The organism is Sphingomonas sp., from assembly GCF_004799495.1.
In the GTDB taxonomy this organism is placed as follows: Bacteria; Pseudomonadota; Alphaproteobacteria; order Sphingomonadales; family Sphingomonadaceae; genus Sphingomonas.
Map to the genome: position 1 here is coordinate 101,627 of NZ_SSMY01000010.1, position 25,907 is coordinate 127,533.

24 protein-coding genes are annotated in these 25,907 nt (G+C 66.4%); 15 read left to right on the top strand and 9 right to left on the bottom strand.

Annotation, left to right across the window (positions count from 1 at the left end; translation table 11 throughout):
- Nucleotides 1-76: 76 nt before the first annotated feature.
- From coaD to E7773_RS11170, 4 genes are all read right to left on the bottom strand, one after another.
- On the bottom strand, nt 77-580 hold the full coding sequence (gene coaD, locus E7773_RS11155) for a pantetheine-phosphate adenylyltransferase (RefSeq protein ID WP_293991165.1): 504 nt from the start codon (nt 578-580) through the stop codon (nt 77-79).
- A 17-nt stretch (nt 581-597) separates the two neighbouring features.
- Nucleotides 598-1,494: a farnesyl diphosphate synthase gene (locus E7773_RS11160; protein WP_293991168.1), complete on the bottom strand. Its 897-nt coding sequence runs from the start codon at nt 1,492-1,494 to the stop codon at nt 598-600.
- An 11-nt stretch (nt 1,495-1,505) separates the two neighbouring features.
- Nucleotides 1,506-1,745, bottom strand: coding sequence for an exodeoxyribonuclease VII small subunit (locus E7773_RS11165; RefSeq protein ID WP_293991170.1), 240 nt, complete (start codon nt 1,743-1,745; stop codon nt 1,506-1,508).
- Nucleotides 1,746-1,808: 63 nt separating this feature from the next.
- On the bottom strand, nt 1,809-2,069 hold the full coding sequence (locus E7773_RS11170; RefSeq protein WP_293991172.1) for a GlsB/YeaQ/YmgE family stress response membrane protein: 261 nt from the start codon (nt 2,067-2,069) through the stop codon (nt 1,809-1,811).
- Between the two features lie 120 nt (nt 2,070-2,189).
- Between E7773_RS11170 and E7773_RS11175 the strand changes: the two genes are divergently transcribed.
- Nucleotides 2,190-2,759: an ATP-dependent Clp protease proteolytic subunit gene (locus tag E7773_RS11175; protein WP_293991174.1), complete on the top strand. Its 570-nt coding sequence runs from the start codon at nt 2,190-2,192 to the stop codon at nt 2,757-2,759.
- A 6-nt stretch (nt 2,760-2,765) separates the two neighbouring features.
- Here E7773_RS11175 and E7773_RS11180 read toward each other — a convergent pair whose 3' ends face one another.
- Nucleotides 2,766-4,424: a hypothetical protein gene (locus E7773_RS11180; RefSeq protein ID WP_293991176.1), complete on the bottom strand. Its 1,659-nt coding sequence runs from the start codon at nt 4,422-4,424 to the stop codon at nt 2,766-2,768.
- Between the two features lie 134 nt (nt 4,425-4,558).
- On the opposite strand from E7773_RS11180, the gene E7773_RS11185 reads away from it, so the two are divergent.
- The 12 genes from E7773_RS11185 (at nt 4,559) to lpdA (ending at nt 16,811) form a co-directional block, all read left to right on the top strand.
- A complete protein-coding gene (locus tag E7773_RS11185) occupies nt 4,559-5,344 on the top strand; it encodes a succinate dehydrogenase iron-sulfur subunit (protein WP_293991178.1) in 786 nt (261 codons plus the stop codon).
- Nucleotides 5,337-5,813: a PaaI family thioesterase gene (locus tag E7773_RS11190; protein ID WP_293991180.1), complete on the top strand. Its 477-nt coding sequence runs from the start codon at nt 5,337-5,339 to the stop codon at nt 5,811-5,813. The genes E7773_RS11185 and E7773_RS11190 overlap by 8 nt, the downstream gene beginning before the upstream one ends.
- A 115-nt stretch (nt 5,814-5,928) precedes the next feature.
- On the top strand, nt 5,929-7,041 hold the full coding sequence (gene zapE / locus E7773_RS11195) for a cell division protein ZapE (protein WP_293991182.1): 1,113 nt from the start codon (nt 5,929-5,931) through the stop codon (nt 7,039-7,041).
- A 25-nt stretch (nt 7,042-7,066) separates the two neighbouring features.
- Nucleotides 7,067-7,891 carry a hypothetical protein gene (locus E7773_RS11200; RefSeq protein WP_293991184.1) on the top strand — a complete coding sequence of 275 codons (825 nt, stop codon included), beginning with the start codon at nt 7,067-7,069 and terminating at the stop codon, nt 7,889-7,891.
- The gene (locus tag E7773_RS11205) at nt 7,888-8,211 is read left to right on the top strand and encodes a heavy metal-binding domain-containing protein (protein ID WP_293991186.1); all 324 of its coding nucleotides are present in this window, start codon (nt 7,888-7,890) and stop codon (nt 8,209-8,211) included. Before E7773_RS11200 ends, E7773_RS11205 begins: the two co-directional genes overlap by 4 nt.
- A complete protein-coding gene (locus E7773_RS11210; protein WP_293991188.1) occupies nt 8,208-8,486 on the top strand; it encodes a hypothetical protein in 279 nt (92 codons plus the stop codon). The genes E7773_RS11205 and E7773_RS11210 overlap by 4 nt, the downstream gene beginning before the upstream one ends.
- Nucleotides 8,487-8,764: 278 nt before the next feature.
- Complete coding sequence (gene mdh / locus E7773_RS11215; RefSeq protein WP_293991190.1) at nt 8,765-9,727, top strand: malate dehydrogenase; 963 nt, start codon at nt 8,765-8,767, stop codon at nt 9,725-9,727.
- 45 nt (nt 9,728-9,772) lie between these two features.
- Nucleotides 9,773-10,069 (top strand): GIY-YIG nuclease family protein, encoded by a 297-nt coding sequence (locus E7773_RS11220; RefSeq protein WP_293991192.1) that lies wholly within the window; start codon nt 9,773-9,775, stop codon nt 10,067-10,069.
- Nucleotides 10,070-10,117: 48 nt separating this feature from the next.
- The gene (gene sucD / locus E7773_RS11225; protein WP_293991194.1) at nt 10,118-11,002 is read left to right on the top strand and encodes a succinate--CoA ligase subunit alpha; all 885 of its coding nucleotides are present in this window, start codon (nt 10,118-10,120) and stop codon (nt 11,000-11,002) included.
- 177 nt (nt 11,003-11,179) lie between these two features.
- A complete protein-coding gene (locus tag E7773_RS11230) occupies nt 11,180-14,140 on the top strand; it encodes a 2-oxoglutarate dehydrogenase E1 component (protein WP_293991197.1) in 2,961 nt (986 codons plus the stop codon).
- A 21-nt stretch (nt 14,141-14,161) separates the two neighbouring features.
- Nucleotides 14,162-15,388, top strand: a complete 1,227-nt coding sequence (gene odhB, locus E7773_RS11235; RefSeq protein ID WP_293991199.1) for a 2-oxoglutarate dehydrogenase complex dihydrolipoyllysine-residue succinyltransferase — start codon at nt 14,162-14,164, stop codon at nt 15,386-15,388.
- Nucleotides 15,389-15,416: 28 nt separating this feature from the next.
- A complete protein-coding gene (gene lpdA / locus E7773_RS11240; RefSeq protein ID WP_293991201.1) occupies nt 15,417-16,811 on the top strand; it encodes a dihydrolipoyl dehydrogenase in 1,395 nt (464 codons plus the stop codon).
- A 118-nt stretch (nt 16,812-16,929) separates the two neighbouring features.
- On the opposite strand, the gene E7773_RS11245 is transcribed toward lpdA, so the two are convergent.
- The 4 genes from E7773_RS11245 to E7773_RS11260 form a co-directional block, all read right to left on the bottom strand.
- Nucleotides 16,930-17,202, bottom strand: a complete 273-nt coding sequence (locus E7773_RS11245) for a hypothetical protein (protein WP_293991204.1) — start codon at nt 17,200-17,202, stop codon at nt 16,930-16,932.
- A gap of 163 nt (nt 17,203-17,365) precedes the next feature.
- Nucleotides 17,366-17,833, bottom strand: coding sequence for a GFA family protein (locus tag E7773_RS11250; protein WP_293991206.1), 468 nt, complete (start codon nt 17,831-17,833; stop codon nt 17,366-17,368).
- On the bottom strand, nt 17,826-19,445 hold the full coding sequence (locus tag E7773_RS11255) for a hypothetical protein (RefSeq protein ID WP_293991208.1): 1,620 nt from the start codon (nt 19,443-19,445) through the stop codon (nt 17,826-17,828). The genes E7773_RS11250 and E7773_RS11255 overlap by 8 nt, the downstream gene beginning before the upstream one ends.
- A gap of 113 nt (nt 19,446-19,558) precedes the next feature.
- Nucleotides 19,559-20,338 carry a DUF2171 domain-containing protein gene (locus E7773_RS11260; protein WP_293991211.1) on the bottom strand — a complete coding sequence of 260 codons (780 nt, stop codon included), beginning with the start codon at nt 20,336-20,338 and terminating at the stop codon, nt 19,559-19,561.
- A gap of 218 nt (nt 20,339-20,556) precedes the next feature.
- On the opposite strand from E7773_RS11260, the gene E7773_RS11265 reads away from it, so the two are divergent.
- The gene (locus tag E7773_RS11265) at nt 20,557-22,617 is read left to right on the top strand and encodes a DUF4062 domain-containing protein (RefSeq protein ID WP_293991213.1); all 2,061 of its coding nucleotides are present in this window, start codon (nt 20,557-20,559) and stop codon (nt 22,615-22,617) included.
- A gap of 262 nt (nt 22,618-22,879) precedes the next feature.
- Nucleotides 22,880-25,907, top strand: a 3,028-nt coding sequence (uvrA, locus tag E7773_RS11270; protein ID WP_293991215.1) for an excinuclease ABC subunit UvrA, incomplete at its 3' end; no start/stop codon positions are given.

Consider the following 25,907-nt stretch of genomic DNA (forward strand, 5'->3'; position numbering starts at 1 on the left):
TTCGCGCTTAAAGCAAATCGGGCGGCGCGCCAATGCGGAGATAATCGGGCGGAATTGCGACAGGATGAACGGGTGTCTAGCTATCCTTGCGCGCGGATTGCGCGACCCTCGCGGCAACCTCGTCGCGCACGCGGGGCGGCACGAACTTGGCGATGTCACCGCCGTACAGCGCGATCTCCTTGACCAGCTTGCTGGCGATCGGCTGGAGTTCGACCGCGGCCATCAGGAAGACGGTTTCGATCCGCGGGTTGAGCGCGCGGTTCATGCCGGTCAGCTGATATTCGTACTCGAAGTCGGTCACGCCGCGCACGCCCCGGATGATCATGCTCGCGCCGAGCCCTTGCGCGAAATCGACCAGCAGCGAATCGAAGCTCACCACCTCGACGCCGTCGATCCCGGCGACCTCGCGGGTCACCATCGCGATCCGTTCCTCGGTCGTGAACATCGGCGACTTGGACGCATTGGTCGTGACGCCGACGACCAGCCGGTCGACCAAGGTCGCCCCGCGCCGGATGACATCCATATGCCCCAGCGTGATCGGGTCGAAGGTGCCGGGATAGACGCCGGTGCGCGTGGTCATGCCAAGTCCCTCATGATCTAGCGATCCCGTTCCAGCACGAAACGCGCGACGGAGCGGAGCAGGTCGGCTTCGGGGCCGAACCCGCGCAGGTGATCGACCGCCTGGCCGACCAGCATTCTTGCCTGTTCGCGCGCGCGCTCCGCGCCGAGCAGCGAGACGAAGGTTTCCTTCCCCGCCCCCGCGTCCTTGCGCAGTTTCTTGCCCGCCTTGTCCTCGTCGCCCTCGACGTCGAGCAGATCGTCGGCGATCTGGAACGCGAGCCCGATGTCGCGGGCATAGCCGCGCAGCCCCGTCCGACCGTCGGGCGCAACGCGGCCGAGGATCGCGCCGGCCTCGACCGAGCACGCGATCAGCGCGCCGGTCTTCATCGCCTGGAGCCGCGTGACGGTGGCGAGGTCGAAGCGGGATTTCTCCGCCTCCAGGTCCATCATCTGCCCGCCCGCCATCCCGCCCGGGCCCGAGGCGCGCGCGACCTCCAGTACCAGCTCGGACCGCACGAAGGGGTCGGGATGCGTCGCCGGATCGGCGAGCCATTCGAACGCCAGCGCGTGGAGGCAATCACCCGCCAGCACCGCGGTCGCCTCGCCATACGCCTTGTGCACCGTCGGCTTGCCGCGGCGCACGTCGTCGTCGTCCATCGCGGGGAGGTCGTCGTGGATCAGCGAGTAGACATGGATCGCCTCGATCGCAGCCGCGGCGCGCGCGAGGCAATCGCGGTCAACCCCGAACAGATTGCCGGTCGCGAATACCAGCAACGGGCGGAGTCGTTTTCCCCCGCCGATCGCGGCGTGGCGCATCGCACGGTAGAGATCGGCGCGCGGGTCGTCGGGAATCGCGAGGAGCGCATCGAAGCGGCGATCGATCTCCGCCCCGATCTCGGTCAGCGCGGCCTGGAGCGGGAGCGAAGCCACCATGGCCGCGGATCTCATCCGCCGTCGAACGGCGCAACGCCGGCGGGACGGCCGTCCGAATCGAGCCGGATCGCCTCGATCCGCGCCTGCGCCGCATCGAGCCGCGCGCTGCACTGCTGACGCAGCCGCGTCCCTTCTTCGTAGAGCTTGATCGCGTCGTCGAGCTTGGCGTCGCCGCTTTCGAGACTTCGCACGATCTCTTCGAGCCGCTTCAGCGCGTCCTCGAACGACAAGTCATCGGGGGGCGTATCCATTGCGGTACGCTATGCGGCAGCGGACCGGCGGGAGCAACCGCCGATCCGCCGCATGAGCTCAGCTCAGTGGCCGAGCAGGTGGAAATGAACGCAGACAAAGATCACGACCATGCCGCCGAGGATCGAGGCGATCAGGCCGGCCGGATGGAGCGGCTGGTTGCGCGACGCGGGGTTCATCATCTGGACGACGAAACCGGCGAGGAACGACCCGACGATGCCGAGGACCACGGTCAGGATGAAACCGAGCGGCACCGCGCCCGGATAGAAGAAACGCGCGAGCACGCCGACGATGAAGCCGACGACGATCATGCGAACGATACCCATTTTCCCTCTCCCACTGTGTAGGTGGAACCGACGTTCGCACGCTTGTTGCGGATACACAATGATTGTTGCGCGCGCTGGCGGGACAAGGGAACGGAACGGGCGATCGGCGGTTGGCGCGCGATGACCAACGATGCCGCGCAAAAATACCCACTTCTCGCGATGCCGCACGTCCGGCTGCACGGGACGGTCGACAATGCGATGTACGACCGCTTCTGCGATCAGCTTTCGGCCAGTCCCGACGAGGGCATGCTGGTCGTCACGATCACCACGCTCGGCGGTGATCCCGAAGTCGCGCGCGCGATGGGCGACGACGTCCGCCTGCTCCGCGAGTTTCACGGCCGCGACATCCTGTTCCTCGGCAAGGTCGCGGTCTATTCGGCGGGCGCGACGTTTATGGCGCATTTCCCGGTCGAGCATCGTTTCCTGACCAAGGGCACGCGCCTGCTGATCCACGAGCGCCAGATCGATTCGACCGTGACGCTGTCGGGCCCGCTCAAGATGCAGGTCGCCAACCTGAAGGCCAAGCTCCACGAAATCGAGACATCGGTCGATATCGAAGAGGAAGGCTTCCGCGACCTGGTCCGCGGATCGAGCGTCGCGTTCGAGGAAGTGCGCAAACGCGCGCCCGACAATTGGTATATCGGCGCCGACGAGGCGCGCGACCTGGGGCTGGTGCTCGACGTGATTTGACCGCGGCTACTTGAACAGATTGACCGCGATCTGCTTCTCCGGCGAATCGTAGGCGCCGTAGCGCACGATATCGACCAGCCGCTGCGCGACGTCGCTCTTCCCCTGGCGCTGCAATTCCTCCGCCAGATAGAGCCGCGGCGCGGGGGCCGCGGGAACCGCGCGGATCACCTTGGCCATCCCCGCCATCGCGGCGTCGGGTACGGGCTCGCCGGCCCTGGCATAGCTTTCAAACCAGGCGATCAGCGGCAGCGGCGCATCGTCGTCGAGCGCGATCGCGCGCTCGATCGCCGCGCGCGCCAGAATCAGCCGCGCGGCACGGTCGGCGGGCGCGCCGGTCAGCGCGCGGTCGGTCAACGCGACTCCCTTCCACGCCAGCGCGCGCACGTTGTCGGGGGACGCGGCGAGCACGCGCTGGGCATCGGCCTGGCATTCGACCGCGTGGCCCGCGCGGCACTCGGCCTCGGTGAGCACCAGTTCCGCCTCGGTGTCGTACGGGAGCTTGGCGACGGTATCGCGCAACTGCGCGATCCAGCCGTCGCGGCGCAGCACGGCTTGCGGGTCGTCCGCCGCCAGCCGCGCGCCGAGTTCGAGCCGCACTGGGACCATCGCCGCGGCGGCAGGTGACAGTACGCTAATCAGCGGTTCCTCGGTCGCGGTCTCGCGCTCGGTCCGCGCGAACAGCTTGTTGCGGCCGATATAGCTGAACACGTCGCGCTGCAGCGCGCCCATGTCGCCGAACGCCTTGGCCGCCTCGGCCATCGGCTCACCCCGGGAGATCGCGGTCATGTACGCCTGGAATTGCCGCGCACGGTCGGGCTTCAGAGGCGACATCACGAAATAATGCGTCAGCAGCCAGGCGTGGTACGGCGTCCAGCCGCGCTTGTCGGGGGCGGCATCGAGATAGCGCCCGGTCAGGATGTTGCGGACATCGAGGTTACCATAGGCGCGGAACACCGGGCCGTAATTCTCCGGCGGCTGGGCATAGTCGAGCGACCCGTTGGCGCGCACCGTCAGCGTCGAGAACAGCACGCCGACGCCGTCGAGATACCAGCGCGGATAGGCGGCGGGCGCGTAGGTCTGCAGGAAATGCCGCGCATAGGCGGCGTACAGCCGTTGCTGCCACGTCTGCAACGCGGGATAGCGATAGGTCACGATGCAATCGGGCACGCCCTCGGCCATCTGGTCGTCGCAGTCGAGGTTGTAGGCGCGGTTGGTGTTGAGATCGACGATCTGGCTCGCGCGCGACACCGCAATCACCGCGCCGTCCTCGCGCGGATCGTAATAGGCCGCGTCGGTGAAGGCGTTGATGTACGGCCCCTCGCGCGACCGCAGGTTGTCGAGCCCCATCGCGCGGAAATCGGCTCCCGAATCGATCAGCGTGACCTGCACCTTCGCCGTCGCGTCGCTCTGATCGCCGCGGCGATAGATGCGCGACATCAAATGGTAGAGCCGCTCGAGGTTGCGCGAGACCCGGACGAGCTCCTCGTCGCTGCCCTGACTGAACACGACGACATGCTCGGACTCGGCGCGTTTCCAGGTGATCGACTGCTTCTTCTTGCCGATCTGGCTGGAGACGACGATGTCGGGGCCACGCGCCTGTTGCGAGGCGGCAGGCACCGCGAGACCGAGACACAGTACCGCGACGCACCAGCGACCAAGCGACATGAAGATACCCTTTTACAATCGACGGTTGGTGGCACTGGACTAGCGGTGCCGATGCACGAGCGCCAGTGCCCGCAAGGACTTGCACCGCACGGGCGAAAGGCATAGCCGGACCCGCGACGCATCACGAGGTACCCATGGCCGAGTTCCGCCTGCCCAAGAACAGCCGCATCAAGAACAATGGCAAGGTGCACAAGGCGGGCGCCGGGGCGACGAACGTCAAGCGCTTCAAGGTCTATCGCTACGACCCCGACACCGGGGACAACCCGCGCTACGACACGTTCGAAGTCGATCTCGACAGCTGCGGCCCGATGGTGCTCGACGCGCTGATCAAGATGAAGTCGGAACAGGATGCCTCGCTCACCTTCCGCCGCTCGTGTCGCGAAGGCATATGCGGATCATGTTCGATGAACATGGACGGAAAGAACGGCCTCGCCTGCACCACCGCGATCGAGGACTGCAAAAGCGAGGTGACGATCACCCCGTTGCCGCACATGGAAGTGATCAAGGACCTCGTCCCCGATTTCACCCATTTCTACGCGCAATATGCCTCGATCAAGCCGTGGCTGCAGACCGTCACTCCGGCGCCGGCGGGCAAGGAGCGGCTGCAATCGCCCAAGGATCGCGAAAAGCTCGACGGCCTCTACGAATGCATCCTGTGCGCGTGCTGCTCGACCAGCTGCCCGAGCTATTGGTGGAACTCGGACAAGTTCCTCGGCCCGGCGATCCTGCTCCAGGCGTATCGCTGGCTCGCCGACAGCCGCGACGAGATGACCGGCGAGCGGCTCGACCAGCTCGAGGACCCGTTCCGGCTCTATCGCTGCCACACGATCATGAACTGCGCCAACGCCTGTCCCAAGGGCCTCAACCCCGCCAAGGCGATTGCCGAGATCAAGAAGATGGAAGCCGAGCGGGTTGTCTGAAGCGCCACCCGAATCGCCGTTTTTCTCTTATGACGACGACCCCGAAGCCCCGGGGTGGAAGACCTGGGCGTTTCGCGACCCCACCCGCTTCAATTCGTTCCTCGAACCGCTCCAGGTCCGTCTCGAAGGCGACATAGCGCGCGTGCGGATGATGCCGCGGCACGAGCATTCGAACATGCGCGACAATGTCCATGGCGGGGCACTGCTCGGGTTCATGGACGTGTCGCTGTTCGCCGCCAGCCGCGCGTTCGGGTGCCTGCAAGCCGGCGGCGCGGTGACGCTCGACCTGTCGGCGCAATTCATCGGCGGCGGGGTGATCGGCGAACCGCTCGAGGCGCGGATCGAACTGCTGCGCGAGACCAGCCGGATGCTTTTCCTGCGCGGGCTGATCGTCCAGGAAGACACCCCGACGATCGCGAGCTTCACGGGGACGTTGCGCAAGTCCTCGCCGCCGCCGAGCCTCAGATGATATGCCGTTCCCCGGCGCAGGCCGGGGCCCAACCCATACGAAATCGCGCGCGGCAGCGCGCTCCCGCGCGCGAGATTCACAGGACTGGACCCCGGCCTGCGCCGGGGAACGCAGAGTGACGAGCGCCCTTCAGCGATACAATGCGCTGGTCACAGCGGGCGAGCTTCGCGCCGATCCCGACCAGGCCGCCGCCGCCGCGCGGCTCGACCGGTTGCAGCGCGAGCTGGAGGCCGTCCCCAAGCGCGGATCGCTCCTGTGGCGCGCGCTCGGCAAGCGGCCCGATAGCCCGCGCGGCGTCTATCTGTGGGGCGATGTCGGGCGCGGCAAGTCGATGCTGATGGACTTGTTCTTCGAGTGTCTGACGATCGGCCACAAGCGCCGCGTCCATTTCAGCGAATTCATGCTGGAGGTTCACCAGCGCATCGCGGAGGAGCGCAAGAAGGAAGCGGGCGACCCGATCCAGCCCGTCGCCGAAGCCTTGGCGGACGAAGCGCGCTGCCTCGCCTTCGACGAGATGATGGTGACCAACTCGCCCGACGCGATGATCCTGTCGCGGCTGTTCACCGCGCTGATCGAGGCCGGCGTGACGGTGGTGACGACGAGCAACCGTGCTCCCAGTGAGCTCTACAAGAACGGCCTCAACCGCGAACATTTCCTGCCGTTCATCGACCTGATCGAGCAGCGCCTCGACGTGCTGCCCTTGAACGGCCCGGTCGATTACCGCCGCGACCGGCTCGGCCAGCAGGAGACATGGCTCGTGCCCAATGGGCCGGAAGCGACCGCGCAACTTTCCGCCGCGTTCTTCCGCCTGACCGACTATCCCCCCGAGGATGCCGAGCACGTGCCGAGCGAGGATATCCCGGTGCAAGGCGGCCGCACGCTCCACGTCCCCAAGGCGCTGAAGGGCGTCGCGGTGTTCAGCTTCAGGCGGCTCTGCGCCGAAGCACGGGGCGCGGCGGATTATCTCGCGATCGCACGGCGCTATCACACGGTGATCCTGGTCGGCGTGCCCAAGCTCGGCCCCGAAAACCGCAACGAGGCGGCGCGGTTCGTCGCGCTGATCGACGCGCTCTACGAGCATAAGGTCAAGCTCCTCGCCGCCGCCGACGCCGAGCCCGCGCAGCTCTACCAAAAGGGCAACGGCGCGTTCGAGTTCGAGCGCACCGTCAGCCGGCTCGAGGAAATGCGCTCCGACGAGTATCTCGACCAAGGGCACGGCCAAGGCTAAGCCTTAGACCGAGGGAGAACCCGCGATGACGCTGACCGCCGAGGATCGCGCCGTGTTGAGCAAGGTGCCGGCGGTCACGCTCGGCTTCTGGATCATCAAGATCCTCGCCACCACGCTGGGCGAGACCGGCGGCGATGCGGTAACGATGACGTGGCTGGGCGAGACCGGGCCGAACGCCGGCGCATCGGGGGTCAGCGGCTACCTGATCGGCACCGCGATCTTCCTGGTGCCGCTCATCGTGCTGGCGATCGCGCAGATCGCCGCGAAGCGCTTCCACCCGCTCCTCTATTGGGCGACGATCATCGCCTCGACCACCGCGGGCACGACGATGGCGGACTTCGCCGACCGGTCGCTCGGGATCGGGTACACGGGGGGCAGCGCGCTGCTGCTCGCGTGCGTGCTCGCGTCGCTCGGCGCGTGGCGCGCGACGCTCGGCAGCGTCGACGTCAACCGCATCGCGACGCCGCGCGCAGAAAGCTTCTACTGGCTGACGATCACCTTCTCGCAGACGCTCGGCACCGCGCTCGGCGACTGGGCGGCGGACGATGGCGGGCTGGGGTATCTCGGCGGGGCGGCGGTGTTCGGCGGCGCGCTCGCGGTGCTGGCGTTGCTCTATTACGGCACGCGGATCAGCCGCGTCGCCTTGTTCTGGGTGGCGTTCATCCTGACGCGGCCCTTGGGCGCGACGGTCGGCGATTTCCTCGACAAGCCGCTCGCCAAGGGCGGGCTCGACCTCAGCCGGCCGATTGCGTCGCTCGCCTTGACCGCGGCGATCCTGATCCTGATCCTCGTCCTTCCCCAGCGCGCCGGCGGGCATCCCGGCGCCCAACCCGCAGGAGTACCGGCATGATCGTCACCACCACCGAAAACATCCCCGGGCACACGGTCCGCGAGACGCTGGGCCAAGTGTTCGGCGTGGTCGTCCGGAGCCGCGGGCTCGGCGGCAACATCACTGCGGGGCTGCGCTCGATCGTCGGCGGCGAGATCCCCGAATATACCAAGCTGGTCGAGGACGCGCGGCGCCATGCGATCGACCGGATGATCCAGAACGCGACGGTGATGGGCGCCAACGCGGTCGTGATGATGCGGTTCGATTCGGGCGAGATCGCGCAGTCGATGAACGAGGTGGTCGCGTACGGCACCGCCGTCGTGATCGATCCCGCGCCATGATGCTCCGCAACGTCCTCCTCGTCATCACGCTCGCCTGGCTCGCGATCGGCGCGTGGGCGGCGCTGATGTTCGGGGCGTGGCCGATGCTGGTGTTCCCGGCGATCGTCGCCGCGGGGATCGTGTTCGAACGGTTCCGTTATCAGGGCAATGCGAGCGATGCCGCGCCAGGCGACTGGCGCCCGACCAACGAGCGTTTCCTCGACGAGGAAACCGGGCGGCCGGTGGTGGTATGGTTCAATCCGACCACCGGCGAACGCAAATATGTCGACGACTGAGCGTTTTTTGGTTCAGCTCGCGCTGAACATTCGGTGCCGGCCCGCTCCCCCACCCGGCCGCCCACACGGTATCCTGTAATGGGCGGCCGGGTGGGGAGCGGGCCGGCACCGCGACAACAAACAAGCTTCACTATTGCACTTGCGAATGAATTGCAGTAAGAGATGTTAACTATCGCCCTTTAGCAGTTGCGCCGCGCAGACGAACGGCCTAATCGCCGTCGCGTCTCGCGCGCGGGTTCCTGTATCGAGCCGGCGCTACGCTGCTCACAGGAGTGTTCATGGCCCGCAAGAAGATCGCGCTGATCGGCGCCGGCAACATCGGCGGCACGCTCGCCCACCTCGCCGCGCAAAAGGAACTCGGCGATATCGTGCTGTTCGACGTCGTGGAGGGCGTGCCGCAGGGCAAGGCGCTCGACCTCAGCCAATGCGGGCCGATCGAGGGCTTCGACGCGAAGATCACCGGGTCGAACGATTACAAGGATATCGCCGGCGCGGACGTGATCATCGTCACCGCCGGTGTCGCGCGGAAACCCGGCATGAGCCGCGACGATCTGCTCGGCATCAATTTGAAGGTGATGAAGGCGGTCGGCGAGGGCATCAAGAACAACGCGCCCGACGCGTTCGTCATCTGCATCACCAACCCGCTCGACGCGATGGTGTGGGCGCTGCGCGAATTCTCCGGCCTGCCGCACAACATGGTCGTCGGCATGGCGGGCGTGCTCGACAGCGGGCGGTTCAGCCACTTCATCGCCGAGGAGTTCGGCGTGTCGGCGCGCGACGTCACGACCTTCGTGCTCGGCGGGCATGGCGATACGATGGTTCCGGTCGTGCAATATTCGACCGTCGCGGGCATCCCCGTCCCTGACCTCATCAAGATGGGCAAGTCCACGCAGGAGCGGATCGACGCGATCGTCAAGCGCACCCGCGGCGGCGGCGGGGAGATCGTCGCGTTACTCGGCACCGGCTCCGCCTATTACGCCCCCGCGACCAGCGGCATCGCGATGGCGCAGGCATATCTCGGCGACCAGAAGCGCGTCCTGCCCTGCGCCGCCTATGTCGAGGGGCAATATGGGGTCGATGGGCTATATGTCGGCGTCCCCTGCGTGATCGGCGCGGGCGGGGTCGAGCAGATCCTGGAGATCGCGCTCGACGACGAAGCCAAGAGCAACCTCGGCGTCTCGGTCGATGCGGTCAAGGAACTGCTGGTCGCGTGCAAGGGGATTGATGCCAGCTTGAACTAAGCTGTTCCCCGGCGAAGGCCGGGGTCCAGTCGGGAGAACCGTCGAGTGGAGAAAGCCGGCTTCGTCTACATCATGGCGAGCCAGAAGAACGGCACGATCTACATCGGTGTCACGAGCGATCTGCCCAAACGGATCTGGGAGCATCGCAACGACACCGTCGAAGGGTTCACGAAGAAATACCGCTGTCATCTGCTCGTCTGGTACGAGGAGCATGACGGCATCGAGTCAGCAAGGCAGCGAGAGCTGCAAATGAAGGAGTGGAAGCGGGCCTGGAAGTTGCGGGAAATCGAAGGACTGAATCCCGATTGGGACGACCTTTACGATCGTATCGCGCTGCCTTGAGCGTTTCGTAACTGGACCCCGGCCTTCGCCGGGGAACTAGGAGCCAGAATGAGCATCCTCGTCGACAAGAACACCAGGGTCATCACGCAAGGGATGACCGGCGAGACCGGCAGTTTCCACACCCAGGCCGCGCTCGATTACGGGACGCAGATGGTCGGCGGCGTGACCCCGGGCAAGGGCGGGACCGAGCATCTCGGGCTGCCGGTGTACGACACGGTCGAGGAAGCCGTCGCCGCGACCGGCGCGACCGCGAGCGTGATCTACGTCCCGCCGCCCTTCGCCGCGGATTCGATCCTCGAGGCGATCGATGCCGAAGTGCCGCTGATCGTGACGATCACCGAGGGCATTCCAGTGCTCGACATGGTCAAGGTCAAGCGTGCGCTTACGGGCTCCAAGTCGCGGCTGATCGGGCCGAACTGCCCCGGCGTGCTGACCCCGGGCGAGTGCAAGATCGGCATCATGCCGGGCAGCATCTTCTCGAAGGGCTCGGTCGGCGTCGTGTCGCGGTCCGGCACGCTGACCTATGAAGCGGTGTTCCAGACGACCAATGCCGGCCTGGGCCAGACCACCGCGGTCGGGATCGGCGGCGATCCGGTCAACGGCACCAATTTCATCGACGTGCTCGAACTGTTCCTGGCCGACGAGGCAACCCAGTCGATCATCATGATCGGCGAGATCGGCGGCGATGCCGAGGAGCAGGCCGCGCAATTCCTGAAGGACGAGGCGAAGCGCGGGCGCAAGAAGCCGATGGCGGGCTTCATCGCCGGCCGCACCGCCCCCCCGGGCCGCCGCATGGGCCATGCCGGCGCGATCGTGTCGGGCGGCAAGGGCGATGCCGAAAGCAAGATCGCCGCGATGGAAAGCGCCGGGATCAAAGTGTCGGCGAGCCCGAGCTTGCTGGGCGAGACGCTGGTCGAAGTATTGAAGGGTTAAACCTTCTCCAGAGGGAGAAGGATACCGCAGCTTGGCAGCTTGCTGCCTAGCGGAGGTTGGATGAGGGGAAATGCTCTCGATAGGGTGATCCCCTCACCCAGCTACGACTAAGGCCTTGCTACGCAAGACCTAAGTCTTCGCAACCCTCTCCCGATGGGAGAGGGAAAAGAGGTGCTTATGGGCTACGAAGGTCAGGATTTCAGCGAGATCGCCGGCGGCGTGAGCCCGGCGTTCGTCGAGACGCTCTACCGGCGCTTCCAGGAATCGCCCGACAGCGTCGAGCCGTCGTGGCGCGGCTGGTTCGAGGGGCTGGAGAACGGCCCGTCGGGCGCGAGCTGGGCCAACCCGGCCTGGCCGCCGAGCACGACCGACGACCTGACCGCCGCGCTCGACCCGACGCAGATGGAGCCCATGGCCAAGCCCGCCAAAGGCCCCGCCCCCGCCGCGCCCGCGAAGCCCGCGTCGCAGGACGACATCCTGAAGGCCGCGAGCGATTCGATCCGCGCGATGATGCTGATCCGCACCTATCGCGTGCGCGGGCACCTCGCCGCCAACCTCGATCCGCTCGGCCTCTCGAAATACGAGATGCCGGCCGACCTCAAGACCGAATATCACGGCTTCTCCGACGCCGACATCGACCGCCCGGTCTATCTCGGCGGGCAGCTCGGGCTCGACTGGGCGACGATCCGCGAACTCGTCGACATCCTGCGCGCGAACTACTGCGGCAATGTCGGCCTCGAATATATGCACATCGCCGACGTCGAGGAGCGCCGCTTCCTGCAAGAGCGAATGGAGGGCAAGGACAAGGCGATCAGCTTCACGCCCGACGGCAAGAAGGCCATCCTCACGAAAGTCATCGAGGGCGAGCAGTGGGAACGCTTCCTCGGCAAGAAATATGTCGGCACGAAGCGCTTCGGGCTCGACGGCGGCGAGGCGATGATCCCCGCGCTCGAAAGCGTGATCAAGTATGGCGGCGCGATGGGCGTCACCGAGATCGTCTATGGCATGGCGCACCGCGGGCGGTTGAACGTGCTCGCCAACGTGATGGCGAAGCCACTGCGCGTGATCTTCCACGAATTCGGCGGCGGATCGGCTAATCCCGAGGATGTCGGCGGGTCGGGCGACGTGAAGTATCACCTCGGCACCTCGACCGACCGCGAATTCGACGGGATCAAGGTGCACATGAGTCTGGTGGCCAACCCCAGCCACCTCGAAGCCGCCGATCCGGTCGTGCTCGGCAAGACTCGTGCGATCCAGACGCTGGCCAACGACCTGGAGGAGCATAGCCACTCGCTCCCCGTGCTGATCCATGGCGACGCCGCGTTCGCCGGCCAGGGCATCGTGTGGGAATGCCTCGGCTTCTCGGGCATCCGCGGTTACAATACCGGCGGCTGCCTGCACTTCATCATCAACAACCAGATCGGCTTCACCACCAGCCCGCAATTCGCGCGCTCGTCGCCCTATCCGTCGGATGTCGCCAAGGGCGTCCAGGCGCCGATCTTCCACGTCAACGGCGACGATCCCGAAGCGGTGACCTTCGCGTGCAAGATGGCGATCGAGTTCCGCCAGAAATTCCACCGCGACATCGTGATCGACATGTGGTGCTATCGCCGCTTCGGCCACAACGAGGGCGACGAACCGAGCTTCACCCAGCCGCTGATGTACAAGGCGATCCGCGGGCATGCGCCGGTCAGCCAAATCTACGGCCAACGGCTGATCGCCGAGGGCGTGGTCGACCAGGGCTGGATCGACAGGACCACGCAGCAATTCGATACGCTGTTGGAGGGCGAGTTCGAGGCCGGCGCGGCGTACAAGCCCAACAAGGCGGACTGGTTCTCTGGCCGCTGGTCGGGGCTCCACGCCCCCGCCGACGAGGAAAGCGCGCGGCGCAATGTCGAGACCGGGATCGACAAGAAACTGTTCGACGGGCTCGGCCGCACGCTCACCACCGTCCCCGCCGATCTTACGATCCACAAGGCGCTCGCGCGCGTGATCGACGCCAAGCGCAACATGTTCGCGAGCGGCGAGAATTTCGACTGGGCGACCGGCGAGGCGCTCGCGTTCGGGTCGCTGCTGTCCGAAGGCTATGGCGTCCGCCTGTCGGGGCAGGACTCCGGCCGCGGCACGTTCAGCCAGCGCCACGCGGTCTGGGTCGACCAGAACGACGAGCACAAATACGTCCCGCTGTGGAACGTCGAGCACGGCGATTTCGAGGTGCTCGACAGCCCGCTGTCAGAATACGGCGTGCTCGGCTTCGAATATGGCTATGCGCTCGCCGACCCCAAGACGCTCGTGATCTGGGAAGCGCAGTTCGGCGACTTCATGAACGGCGCACAGATCATGATCGACCAGTTCATCGCGTCGGGCGAGGCCAAGTGGCTGCGCGCCAACGGGCTGGTGATGATGCTGCCGCACGGCTACGAGGGCCAGGGACCGGAGCATAGCTCGGCGCGGGTCGAGCGCTTCCTGCAACTGTGCGCGGGCGACAATCTTCAGGTCGCCAATTGCACGACGCCGGCGAACATCTTCCACCTGCTGCGCCGCCAGATGCACCGCACGTTCCGCAAACCCCTGGTGATATTTACGCCCAAGTCGCTGCTCCGCCACAAGCGCGCGGTGTCGAAGGCGGCGGATTTCCAGGGCGACAGCCATTTCCGGCGCTTGCTGAGCGATCCCGATGCCGCGGCGGACGCCAAGACCAAACGTCTCGTCCTGTGCACCGGCAAGGTCGCGTACGATTTGTTCGACGCGCGCGACGCGGCAGGCGACACCGACGTGCAGATCGTCCGGGTCGAACAGCTCTACCCGTTCCCGACCGAGGCTTTGGCCAAACGCGTCGAGCGTATGACCGCGCTCGAAGACGTGGTGTGGGCGCAGGAAGAGCCGAAGAACAACGGCGCGTGGTTCTTCGTCGAGCCGCTGATCGAGGAAGCGCTCCACGCCGCGAAGGCCAAGGCGAAGCGCGCGCGCTACGCTGGCCGCGCGGCGGCGGCGAGCCCCGCGACGGGCCTCGCTAAGCGCCACCAGCTCGAACAAGGCGCGTTGGTGGCGGATGCGCTCGGCCATAGCGTGCGCGAGGAAGTGCGCCGCGCGCGGACGAGCGAGACGACCAAGAAAGCCGGCAAGGCCGGCGCATGATGCACGCTTCGAGGACACATTATGGCGACTGAAGTGACCGTACCCACGCTGGGCGAATCGATCGTCGAGGCGACGGTGGGCGAATGGCTCAAGCAGCCGGGCGACCCGGTGAAGCAGGACGAGCCGATCGTCAGCCTCGAAACCGACAAGGTCGCGGTCGAGGTGCCCTCGCCCGTCGCGGGCGTGATGGGCCAGCCCGCTGTGAAGGTCGGCGACACCGTCGCGGTCGGCGCGTTGCTCGCGACGGTTGAGGCCGGCGGCGCGGCGGCGGCTCCTGTGCCCGCGCCTGCCCCTGCCGCTGCGCCAGCCCCTGCCCCGGCCGAAACCGCTGGACAGCAAGCGCCGGCGTCGGGCGATGCGCCCGCGGCACTGTCGCCATCGGTGCGCCGCGCAGTGCTCGAAACCGGGGTCGACCCGGGCACCGTCAAGGGCACCGGCAGGGACGGCCGGATCACCAAGGACGACGTGATGGCCGCGGCCAGCGCGCCTGTGCCTGCTCCCGCGCCGGCCGCCGCGCCGCAGACTCCCTCGGTCGCCGCTTCCACGGGCCGCAAGGAAGAACGCGTCCGCATGACGCGGCTGCGCCAGACCGTCGCCAAGCGCCTCAAGGAAGCGCAGAACACCGCGGCGATGCTGACGACGTTCAACGACGTCGACATGTCGGCGGTCATCGAAGCGCGGACCAAGTACAAGGATCTGTTCGAGAAGAAGCACGGCGTGCGGCTCGGCTTCATGGGCTTCTTCGTGAAGGCCGCGTGCATGGCGCTGAAGGACGTGCCGAGCGTCAACGCGCAGATCGACGGCGAGGAAATCGTCTATCACGATTTCGCCGACATCTCGGTCGCGGTGAGTGCGCCGCAGGGCCTCGTGGTGCCGGTGATCCGAGACGCGGACCAGCTGTCGGTCGCAGGTATCGAAAAGGCGATCGGCGATTTCGGCAAGCGCGCCAAGGACGGCAGCCTCAAGATGGAAGAGATGAAGGGCGGCACCTTTACCATCTCCAACGGCGGCGTGTTCGGGAGCCTGATGTCGACCCCGATCATCAACCCGCCGCAGAGCGCCGTGCTCGGCCTGCACCGCATCGAAGACCGCCCGGTGGTGGTCGACGGCCAAGTCGTGGTGCGCCCGATGATGTACCTCGCCTTGAGCTACGACCACCGCCTGATCGACGGCCGCGAGGCGGTGACCTTCCTCGTCGCGCTCAAGAATGCGATCGAGGACCCCACCCGTATTCTGATCGACCTGTAAGCTTCCTACATAGGAAGCGGAGACCAACATGGCTGACTATGATTTCGACGTCCTGGTGATCGGTGCCGGCCCCGGCGGCTATGTCGCGGCGATCCGCGCGGCGCAGCTTGGGCTCAAGACAGGGTGCGTCGAAAGCCGCGAGACGCTCGGCGGGACGTGCCTCAACGTCGGGTGCATTCCGTCCAAGGCGATGCTCCACGCGTCCGAGTTCTACGATCATGCGGCGAACGGCGCGATGGCGAAGATGGGGGTCAAGATCGACAAGATGTCGCTCGACCTCGACACGATGCACGGCCAGCGCCGCGACGCGGTCAAGCAGCTGACCGGCGGGATCGAGTTCCTGTTCAAGAAGAACAAGGTCGAGTGGCTCAAGGGCCATGCCGCATTCACCGGCAAGGACACGGTGAAAGTCGGCGACCGCGAGGTGCGCGCGAAGAATATCGTCATCGCGACCGGTTCCTCGGTCACACCGCTGCCGGGCGTCGAGATCGACGAGAAGATCGTCGTGTCCTCGACCGGCGCGCTCGAACTGGCGAAGGTGCCGGGGCACCTGGTCGTGATCGGCGGCGGCGTGATCGGGCTCGAGCTCGGCAGCGTGTGGCGGCGGCTCGGCGCGAAGGTGACGGTGGTCGAGTTCCTCGACCAGATCCTGCCGGGCTTTGACGGCGAAGTGCGCAAGGAATCGAACAAGATTCTCAAGAAGCAGGGGCTAGAGTTCAAGCTGTCGACCAAGGTCACCGGCGTCGCCGTCAGGGGCAAGACCGCGACGCTGACGGTCGAGCCGGCCAAGGGCGGCGATGCCGAGACGATCGAGGCGGACACCGTGCTCGTGTCGATCGGGCGCAAGCCCAACACCGACGGCCTGTTGCTCGACGCCGCGGGGCTCGCCACCAACCAGCGCGGCCAGATCGAGATCGACCATGATTTCCGCACCGCCGTCCCCGGCATCTGGGCGATCGGCGACGTCGTTCCGGGCCCCATGCTGGCGCACAAGGCCGAGGACGAGGGCATCGCGGTGGCGGAAAATATCGCCGGCCAGCACGGCATCGTGAACCACGACGTGATCCCGTCGGTGGTCTACACCTGGCCCGAAATCGCGGGTGTCGGGCTGACCGAGGAAGCGGCGAAGGAGCGCGGCGAGGTCAAGGTCGGCAAGTTCCCGATGCTCGCCAACAGCCGCGCCAAGACCAACCATGAGCCCGACGGTTTCGTGAAGGTGATCGCCGATGCGAATACCGACCGCGTGCTCGGGGTGTGGTGCATCGCGTCAGTCGCGGGCACGATGATCGCGCAAGCCGCGCAAGCGATGGAGTTCGGCGCGACGAGCGAGGACATCGCCTACACCTGCCATGCGCATCCGACGCATAGCGAGGCGATCAAGGAAGCGGCGATGGGGGTAACGGGCAAGCCGATCCACATCTAGCCAAGCCGGCGACGCGATCAGCCACTGCTAATCGCGAGCGAACTAGGCTCGGCCGGCCAGCGCCGCCTATGGCGGCGACCGACGGCGCGGATTTACTCCGCGCCGCCGTCCTCAGGCTTCAGCGATAGCGCCAGCCGCCATGCCAGCGATAGCGGTTCTGCCAGTAGCGGTGGCCATCCCAATAGCCTTGGCCACGATAATAATTGCCGATCACCAGGCGTACGCCGGGCGCGCCCACCGGGGCTACAACGACGCGGTCGCCGCGGTTGGGCACGCAGCGGTTATGCCAGCCACGGTGATAGCCGCGGCCACAGCCGTCGGCGGCGAGCGCGGGGGCGGCGGTCGCCAGCACCGTGCCGGCGGCGAGCATCGAAAGCATGATTTTACGCATGGATGAAGACCTTTCATCTGACTGGCCCGGCCGACGAAACCGGCCGGACGGAGGTTAACGGCCAAACCGCGCAAACCCTTCGATCGCGATCGAGGAAGCGGGGCCGATGGCAGGGATAACGTTTCACCTGCGATTTCTTTCCCGCCCATTTTCGGCCTAACTTCTAGGCCGCCAGCAACGCCTTCCACCGCGTGCGGCCCACGTCCGACCAGATGCCTTCACTCGTCGGGTAGAAGATCTCGAACGCCGGTACGCCTTCGGGCAGGGTGACCCAGGGCAGCTTCGACCGCGTGAAGATGTGCACGTCGGGCGGCATCGCCCCCGGATCGTCGAGCGTGCCGACGCGGACGAACGACGATTTGCGCCCCGAATTGGCGTAGTGGCTCCATAAGGCGACGCGGCAGCACGGGCAGCGCGCGATCTCCTGCCCCTTGCCGCTCGCCGACGGCGTCATGACGTAATCGGGCGTCCCGGCGAGCACGGTGACCCGGTCGCTTTCGATCACCGCGTTGATCACGAACGCGCTGCCGGTTTCGGTCTGGCAATCGGTGCAGTGGCAGCAATGCACCACCATCGGTTCGCTGGTCAGCGCGTAGCGCACCGCGCCGCAGGTGCAGCCGCCCTCAGCCATCGGTCTTCAAATGACCGGTGGATTGCAGCGGCTCGGGATCCGGCGGCGGCGGCGGCGGCGGGGGTGGCGGCGGAGGTGGCGGTGGTGGAGGAGGAGGAGGAGGTGGTGGTGGTGGTGGTGGTGGTGCAACATACACCGGCGCGGGCGGCGGTGGCGGCGGTGCCGCTTCCACGAACGGGGGTGGCGGAGCGGGCGGCGCGATCTCGACCGGGGCGGGCGGCGGCGGTGCGACATAGCGCGGCTCCGGCGCCGGAGTAGGCGCGGCAACGCGCGGCAACGGGGAAACCTCGGGCACTGTATCGGGCCGGCCGCTTCCCAGTATATCGCGCTTGCCCGAGGGGTCGTAGCGCAGGCGCGGGGGCGCCGGCGGCGCGACGTAGACGGGCGGCGGCAACGGCTCGCTGGCAGCGGGCGGTGGCGAGGGCGGCGCGGGCGGCACAGTGCCCGTGCCACCGCGCGGCGGGCGGCTTGGCGATCCCGCGCCCGGCGTCGGAGCTGGGACGCCCGGCGGCGTGACATCACGCCCCGGCCGGCGGCCGGCTCCGCTGCCCGGTCTTGCGTCGTCCGGCCGATCGGCGCGCGGCGGCGCTGGCGGCGTTCCCGGCGTGCCTGGCGTGGCTCGCGCGCCCGGTCGTGGCCGGCCGTTCCAGCCGCCCTGCCCCGATCCGGGGCGCCGGCCCGGGATAGCTCCCGGCTGCGCACCTGGCGTTGTGTTCCAGCCGCCACCGTTGGGCGGCGGCGCCCCGCGATAGCCGCCGCGGCGCCAGCGGTCGAACCGCTCGGCGCGCGCGCGGCGGCGGCTTCCCTCGTCGCCCAGCCGCGCGCGCCAGTCGCCGTGGTGGCGAGCGCCCGCCCCAGTGCGGTAGCGCGACCAGCCCGGCGCCCCGCGCCAGCTGTCGAAGCGCAGCGTGATCCCGCCGAAATAATACAGGCTGTCGGCCCAGTCTGACGCGACCACCGGCGCGCGCGTGCGGATCGACGCGCGCATCGCGCGGCCGCGCTCCGCCAGCCACAGCGCACCGTCGGCGATCGCATCGCCGGGCTGCCACGCCACCAATTGCGCATCGGCGCCATAGACCGCGGCCAGTGCGCGGCCGGCAAAACCGTACGAATAGGCATCGTCGCCGACGAAGAACGGATACGCGTCGTCTCCGGCGAAGGCGTAGAAGCGATAATGGTCACCGACCGGCTCGGCCAGCATCAGCGCGCCGCCGCTCAGCTCCCACGCCCAGCAATCGATCCCATCGTAGCGAAAGCCGTAGTCGGGCGGCGACGCGCCCACCGTGTCGAGCAAGACATCGGCATCGTCGATGTAGCGATAGAGCGCCGGATCGGCGGCAGGCGGCGGTGGAGCGGGAGGCAGATAGGCCGGCGCCGGCGGTGCGGGCGGGGCATAGACGATCCCGGACCCGGGGATCGGCACCAGGACCACTTTCTTCGCGGCTTTCTTCTTTACCGCTTTCCGCACGACCTTCTTCTTGACGGCCTTCTTCGCGACGACCTTCTTGGCCGCGGGCTGCGCAGCGGCGGCGGGCGCGCCCGCCATGCCGGTCAGCGCCAGCAACGCCGCGATCGCGCTGCCGGTCGCCAGTTTCCGCTTACGCTCGCTCATCCCCGTCCCTTTCGTCGGCCCGCCAATCCGCGCGATCATTTCATCCTCGAGATGAACCTGGCCTGTCGTGCGTAACGAATCGGCACGCCCGGCCGATCGCGACGGGCAAGGTGTTACTTGGCGAGCACGACGAGCTCGACCCCGGATCCGCCTTTCACCGGCACCCGCGACGCGCCGGTCGCGATGCGATAGTCCGCGACGCCGTAACCGAGCAGCGCGCGCTTGATCGCTGCCGCGCGGCGCAAGCCGAGCCCGCCGCTCACCGCCAGCTTGATCTGGGTGTTGAGGTGCGTCGTCATCACGCCCGCGATGCCGCGGATGCTCGCGAGCCCCGCCGTATTGGGCGTCGCCGACCCCGCGGCGAACGCCGTGTCGAGCGCGAAGCGTTGCGCGGGCGGCGCGTCGGAGCGCAGATATGCACCTAGGCTTGCCGGGTTCGCCTCGACCGGGCCGGACGGGCTTGGCGTCGCGTCGGGCGCCGGCGTGCGGGACGGAGCGCGCGCGGCGGGCGCGGTCTTCCCCGGCGTCGCGAGCGGGGTCGGCGTCGCCGGCACCTTGGGCGCGGCCGGCCCGCGCAAAATCAGGCTCGTCGCACTATAGACCAGGGCAACCCCGAGCACGCCGACGCCGAGCCATACGAACGGCGCGTACGATCGCCTGGCGTCCGCTCCGCCCGCACGCTCGGGCCCCGCCTCGGCGGCGGGACAGTCGAGCGTGACCCGGTCGGTCACCTCGGCGACGCGCGCCAGCGGGATGGCATGCTGGTCGGCCTCGCTCGCGCCGATATGGTTGACGATGATCCGCACGCCCGACACGCGATGCACCGTGCCCACCAGCGCGCCGTCCGACCCGAAGATCGGCATGTCGGGAATGATCGCCGCGCGCTCGCTCATCGTCGCTCTCCCGAGGGGTCCGGCATACCCTAGCGTCGCCGGCGTTGTTGCACCAGCGCAACGGTTGAGCACCATGAAGGAGGCGATCGCGCCCCCTCCCCCAAAACACTGCGCCACAATCAATCAATTGACATTGTAGCGGGGACGAGCGCGCGTCATATTGTGGACTTGGGGGGTCTATGGCGTTGGAACATCAACCGAAAAGCTACCGGGCCATCATGGTATCCAGCACCTTCACCGACCTGGAGGCGCATCGGCAGGAAGTCATCGACGCGATACATGGCTTCGACTTCAAGGCGAACGTGATGGAAGACGATGGTGCGCGCGCTGACGCCGACGTCATCGAATCGAGTTTGGATTTCGTCCGTAATTCGGCCGCTTATGTCGCAGTGATCGGCCATAAATACGGTCAGACGCCGGCCGATGCGACGCGCAATCCCGACGGATTATCAATCACGGAACTGGAGTTCAACGAAGCGCAGAAGCTGGGCCTGCCGACATTGTTGTTCGTGATGGGCGAAGACCACGATGTGAAGCAAGCCGATGTCGAGCCGAGTTCGACGAAGCGCAAAAAACTAAAGGCATTTATCGATCGCGCCAAAAAAACGCGCGCCGGTTCGGGAGTCGAGCGCGTCTATGCGGTTTTCTCGAGCAAGGAGGATTTTACCAAGAAAGCTACGACGGCAATAGGCCGGTTGGCGATCTATTTCCTTAAGCGCGAGCACGTCGAAGCGCTGGCGATGACGGGCGGTAGCGACGGAGCGGCAACGCCCATTTCAACCGCCGCGCTTCATGCCGAGTTCGACCGCATCGTCGCGGTTGACCCAGACGCTAGCGCCGAACAGATTTTTGAGATCGTCCGCCAGAACATCGCAACCCGCGATCGTCAGATCGCGGAGCTGCACGACATAGCTGCCGAAGACAATCGGATTCGCGCGCTTCAGGCCGCCGTCGAGGAGGCCCTGCGGTCGAACGACGATACAGCAACTGTGGCTGCTCTCATAGAAGCTGAGGCGGCGATCAACGAGCGCCGCGAATCAGATGCCCGCTCTGCGGCAGGTCTGGCCAATATTCGAGCGGAGGCATTGCTGCGGTTGCTCGACTGGCAAGGTGCCGGACGCGCCTGGCGCGAAGCGTCAGCACTATTGGCACCGTTCGATACGGATGCCGCCGAGCTCATGCTGTGGCATTACACTGAAGCAATTACGGTTCACGGCCAAGTTTTTGGTCGGCCCGAGGTTATCGACGCAGCAATAGAGCAGTGGAAAAACTTGGTCGATGCGGCGCTTCCCGACCAGCACAAGGCGGCCGGATTGCAAAACAACCTTGCCATAGCCCTGACGATACAGGGCCAAGGCACTGGTGGCTCAGCGGGAGTCCGCTTGCTGGCTGACGCCGTGCAAGCCTATCGGAGCGCACTGACCGTATTTACCAAGCAAACAGTGCCCGAGGGATGGGCGAGTATCCAAAACAACTTGGGGAACGCGCTTAAGACGCAAGGGGAACGAACAAATGGCGAAGCGGGGCTGGCTGTCCTTAACGACGCGGTGAACGCTCATCGCGCAGCGCTAACTGTGCGCACCGAGCGAGCGATGCCCACCGAATGGGCGATGAGCCAGAACAACTTGGGCATCGCCCTTAAGAAGCTGGGCGACCGCACGGGCGGAGAAGCCGGGCTAGCGCTTCTGGCCGAGGCAGCCGATGCCTATCGCGCGGCGCTGACTATTCGCACCGAGCAAGTGATGCCAATAGAATGGGCGATGACACAGAACAGTCTCGGCAACGCACTAAAGGCGCAGAGCGTTCGTACTGACGATCAGACTACATCGGCTCTACTCGCCGGCGCGATCGATGCCTATCGCGCGGCGCTGACCGTGCGTACCAGATCCGCGATGCCCGCCCAGTGGGCGATGACCCAGAACAATCTCGGCAACGCACTCGCAATGCAAGCCGAACATGAGGTAGGTGCGGCGAAAGGTGTGCTCTTCGAAAAAGCCGTTGACGCTTTTCGGGCTGCGCTGACCATTCGTACGGAGCAGGCCATGCCTGCCAAGTGGGCCCAGACCATGGGAAATCTCGGACGAGCCCTGGAAAACATGGCCGACGCGCAACTCGATCCGCTGTCAAATCTGCAGACCGCGAAAGCGGCGATATGCGATTCGCTTCGGATCTTTACGTCAGAACACATGCCTAACGATCATGACAGCGCCACGCGTTGCCTGACCCGTATCCGCGCCAAGATCGTCGCGCTCGACAATGGATTGCCGACCGACACTTAGCCTGCGCTCACACATCCGATATCCGCATTGCAGCCCGAGGTTACGAGCGCGCCAGAGGAGGAGATAGTCGCTGCAGTCAACCAGCGGCCCGCACCTGTTCCCTGTCGGTCCAGGCCATGTTCACGACTTGACTGCACACGCGACCGTGACCGTGACACCATAGCCACGATCTGCGCGTTGAACCGCAGCGTCCGACACCCCATTTCGCCCCTTCGCCGCGGCATACTTGCCAGCGGAACATTACTGGAACATATTCAATCTCATGCTGACCCACATTTCCGTCCGCGGTGCGCGCGAGCACAACCTCAAGGATGTCTCGATCGACATCCCGCGCGACACGCTGACGGTGATCACCGGGCTGTCGGGGTCGGGCAAGTCGAGCCTCGCGTTCGACACGATCTACGCAGAAGGCCAGCGGCGCTACGTCGAGAGCCTGTCGGCCTATGCGCGGCAGTTTCTCGAGCTGATGCAGAAGCCCGACGTCGATCACATCGAGGGCCTCAGCCCCGCGATCTCGATCGAGCAGAAAACCACCAGCCGCAACCCGCGCTCGACCGTCGCGACGGTCACCGAGATCTACGATTACATGCGCCTGCTGTGGGCGCGCGTCGGCATCCCCTATTCGCCCGAAACCGGGCTGCCGATCGAGGCGCAGCAGGTCAGCCAGATGGTCGACCGCGTGATGGCGCTACCCGAGGGCACGCGGCTGTACCTGCTCGCGCCGGTCGTGCGCGGGCGCAAGGGCGAGTATCGCAAGGAGCTCGCCGAGTGGCAGAAGGCGGGGTTCACGCGCGTCCGCATCGACGGGCAGCTCTACGAGATCGACGAGGCCCCCGCGCTCGACAAGAAATACAAGCACGACATCGAGGTGGTGGTCGACCGGCTGGTGGTCGGCCCCGACCTGGCGACCCGCCTCGCCGACAGTTTCGAGACCGCGCTCAAGCTCGCCGAGGGATTGGCGTATGTGGATCTGGTCGACGGCCCTGCTCCCCTCCCGCTTGCGGGAGGGGCTGGGGGTGGGCCTGCGTCGAGCGTCCACGAAGCCCCGCAATCATTCCAGGTGGACATGCCCTCCCAGCATTCGGTGAAACAGCCCCCGGCTGTTTCAGCTCGTCCGGGGGACGAGCGGCCGAATGCTCCCTCCCGCGAGCGGGAGGGGAACATGAAGGGCGCGGGCGTGCCCGCCAACCGTATCGTGTTCAGCGAGAAGTTCGCCTGCCCCGTCTCAGGCTTCACCATCGCCGAGATCGAGCCGCGGCTGTTCAGCTTCAATGCGCCGCAGGGCGCGTGCCCGGCGTGCGACGGCCTGGGCGAAAAGATGATCTTCGACGAGGACCTCGTCGTCCCCAACCACGACCTGACGATCAAGAAGGGCGCGATCGTCCCCTGGGCGAAATCGAACCCGCCCAGTCCCTATTACATGCAAGTGCTTGGCTCCTTGGCGCGCGAGTTCGGGTTCAGCCTCGATACGCGCTGGGAGGACGTGCCGCAGGAGATCCGCGACGTCATCCTCCACGGCACCAAGGGCCGCCCGGTCACGCTGACCTTCGTCGACGGCCGCAAGTCGTACGATGTGCGCAAACCCTTCGAGGGCGTGATCGGCAACCTCAACCGCCGCCTGCTCCAGACCGAGAGCGCGTGGATGCGCGAGGAGCTGTCGAAGTACCAGAGCTCGCAACCCTGCGAGGTGTGCCACGGCGCCCGCCTCAAGCCCGAAGCGCTGGCGGTCAAGGTCGCGATGAAGGACATCAGCTACGCGACGCATCTCAGCGTCGTGGACGCGCTCGCCTGGTTCACCGACCTGCCCAACCACCTCAACGGCCAGCAGAAGGAAATCGCCGAGCGCATCCTCAAGGAAATCCTCGAACGGCTCGGTTTCCTCAACAACGTCGGCCTAGACTATCTCAACCTCGACCGCACCAGCGGCACGCTGTCGGGCGGCGAGAGCCAGCGCATCCGCCTCGCCTCGCAGATCGGCAGCGGCCTGTCGGGCGTGCTCTACGTCCTCGACGAGCCCTCGATTGGGCTCCACCAGCGCGACAACGACATGCTCCTCGCGACACTGCGGCGGCTGCGCGACCTCGGCAACACCGTGCTGGTGGTCGAGCATGACGAGGACGCGATCCGCACCGCCGATTACGTTATCGATATGGGCCCGGGCGCGGGCGTCCACGGCGGTGAGATCGTCGCGCATGGCACGCTGCCCGAAGTGCTCGCGCACACCGACAGCATCACCGCCGATTACCTCAACGGCACGCGCCAAGTCCCCGTCCCGCTGATCCGCCGCTCCGGCACGGGCAAGAAGCTCACCATCACTGGCGCCACCGCCAACAATTTGCGCGACGTGACCGCGAGCATCCCGCTCGGCACCTTCACTTGCATCACCGGCGTGTCGGGCAGCGGCAAGTCGAGTCTGACGATCGACACGCTCTACGCCGCCGCCGCGCGCCAATTGAACGGCGCGCGCATCCTCGCCGGCAAGTACGACAAGATCGCCGGGCTCCAGCATCTCGACAAGGTGATCGACATCGACCAGTCGCCGATCGGCCGCACGCCCCGGTCGAACCCCGCGACCTACACCGGCGCCTTCACCCAGATCCGCGACTGGTTCGCTGGCCTGCCGGAGGCGCAGGCGCGCGGCTACAAGCCCGGGCGGTTCAGCTTCAACGTCAAGGGCGGCCGGTGCGAGGCGTGCCAGGGCGACGGCGTGCTCAAGATCGAGATGCACTTCCTCCCCGACGTCTACGTGACGTGCGACGTGTGCCACGGCGCGCGCTACAACCGCGAGACGCTGGAGGTGAAGTTCAAGGGCCAGTCGATCGCCGACGTGCTCGACATGACGGTCGAGGACGCGGCCGAGTTCTTCAAGGCCGTCCCCGGCATCCGCGACAAGATGGCGATGCTGGTCGAGGTCGGGCTCGGCTATATCAAGGTCGGGCAACAGGCGACGACGCTGTCGGGCGGCGAGGCGCAGCGCGTGAAGCTGGCGAAGGAACTGTCGCGAAGGGCGACGGGGCAGACGCTGTACATCCTCGACGAGCCGACCACCGGGCTGCATTTCGAGGATGTGCGCAAGCTGCTGGAGGTGCTCCACGCGCTGGTCGAGCAGGGCAATACGGTTGTCGTCATTGAGCATAACCTGGACGTGATCAAAACGGCAGATTGGGTCATCGACCTTGGCCCAGAGGGCGGCGTCAAAGGCGGCGAGATCGTCGCGACCGGCACCCCGGAAGATGTCGCGCGTGAGAAGCGGTCGTTCACCGGCCAGTACCTCAAGCCGCTTTTGACGC